General features: G+C 67.6%; 1 pseudogene. It reads right to left on the bottom strand.

The window, feature by feature from the left end:
• A pseudogene (gene pvdR / locus EEB15_RS33305) lies at window positions 1-478 on the bottom strand (pyoverdine export/recycling transporter periplasmic adaptor subunit PvdR); the annotation flags it as partial.

Here is a 478-nt window from a genome sequence, read left to right as displayed (position 1 = left end):
GGCTTGACCCGGCCGATGTCGGCTTCCGAAACCTGGGCCCAGACGGTCATCGGCGACAATTTGGCGATCCGCAGGATCAACGGGGTCTGCTGCTGGGCATTGAGGGTCTGGCCTTCGCGCGCATCGACCGCCACCACCGTGCCGGACATCGGCGCGTAGATGCGGGTATAGCCGAGTTCGGCTTCGTCGCTGCGCAACGAGGCCTGGGCCTGGCGGATCTGCGCCTGGTACATCTCGATCCGCGCCTGGGTGGCGAGCATCTGCGCCTGGGCGCTCTGCACGTCCTCGGTACGCGTCGCGCCGCCGGCAGCCAGCCGCTGCTGGCGCTGGTACTGCTGGCGGGCGAGGGTGTACTGGGCACGTTGCTCGGCCAGTTGGGCCTTGAGCATCTCGATCGAATAGCGGCCGGCATCGACCTTGGCCTGCTGGGTGGAGGGGTCGATCTCGACCAGCAACTGGCCTTCCGTCACATCGTCCC

The sequence above is a fragment of the Ramlibacter sp. WS9 genome (assembly GCF_003797765.1).
GTDB lineage: Bacteria > Pseudomonadota > Gammaproteobacteria > Burkholderiales > Burkholderiaceae_C > Ramlibacter.
Note: the sequence above shows the minus strand (reverse complement) of the source record. Positions and strands in the feature narration are given on the sequence as shown.